Source organism: Mesorhizobium sp. CAU 1741, assembly GCF_039839275.1.
Lineage (GTDB): Bacteria > Pseudomonadota > Alphaproteobacteria > Rhizobiales > Rhizobiaceae > Aerobium.
In genome coordinates this window covers 1-1015 of record NZ_JBDOQP010000013.1, presented here as the reverse complement: position 1 = coordinate 1015, position 1015 = coordinate 1, and the positions used below count along the sequence as shown (strand labels likewise).

The window sequence follows — 1015 nt, the reverse complement described above, 5'->3', positions numbered from 1 at the left end:
CTGCCCCAGTTCGTGATCGTGCGCCCGCCCGTGCCGTCCTGCGCCACGTTCAGGAATCCGCTCTTGCCGGCGATCTGATTTGTCGGGTTGGCGAGCGTCCGGCCGGCGGCGCCGATCGTCACGGAGACGTTGATGCCGGCATCCATGTCCCAGGAGATGGTCGAACCATCGGTGAGCGCGACAATGGCCTGTGACGCAACAACGCGCCGCATCGACAGATAGTGCGCCACGTCGGCCGCCGCGCGGATATTGGCAACACTCGCCTCGGTCCCTGATCCGGCGGCTGCCGATGCAGCGTCAGCCTCGGTCTGAGCGGCCAGCGTTTCGATCTCCTCACCAGTCAATTGCGCATATTCGGCCAGCGCCAGAGCTGCCAGCAGAAGCGGGAAGAACAGCGTGCGGTGCCCGCCATTCAGCATGTCGTCGCTAGTCGTGTCTTCGATCAGCTCGGCTTCGGTCGTGGGGAATGTCGGAAGGGCCATCAGCGCAGTTCCTCGATCTCGAAGGCCATGCTGTTGTAGTTGAACATGACCATTTCCATGGGGTTGAGTTGGCGCAGCCGTCCGACGAAGGACTGCACCGATCGATAGGTCGTCTCGGTCGGGTCGAGGATCACCAGCACCTCTTTCGACGTACCGGCCAGCCGCGTCAGTTCGAGCGCCTGCGCATAGGATTCATCCTTGCTCAGATAGCCGAGCTGGAACCGCGTCACCCGGATCGGCTCCTTCGGATCGAAGAACTTCGCGCCCGATATCGCCGTTTCGACGGTGGTTGAATCCTCATAGGCGAGCGATGCGCCATAGCTCATATTGATGCTTGGGTTGAGGAACGGCGCACCGATGAAGACGCGGCCGATGTCGATGTAGTCGTCGGGGTTGAACTGGTCGATGATGTTGATGCGCCAGTACCGCGCCTGGACGATCGACGGCAGGAGGTGCAGGAACACGGCCGTCTGGCCCTGCGTGTCGTCCTGACTGTAGGAGCCGAGCCAGTAGTTGTCGTTCTCCCACTCCAG

General features: G+C 62.1%; 2 protein-coding genes. Both read right to left on the bottom strand.

The genetic code is table 11. The features are described from left to right. Window positions 1-482 (bottom strand): hypothetical protein (locus AAFN84_RS24780; protein ID WP_347517412.1); only part of this gene is annotated, 482 nt, incomplete at its 3' end. Beyond that, a partial coding sequence (locus AAFN84_RS24775) for a hypothetical protein (RefSeq protein WP_347517411.1) occupies window positions 482-1015 on the bottom strand: 534 nt, incomplete at its 5' end. The genes AAFN84_RS24780 and AAFN84_RS24775, both read right to left, overlap by 1 nt.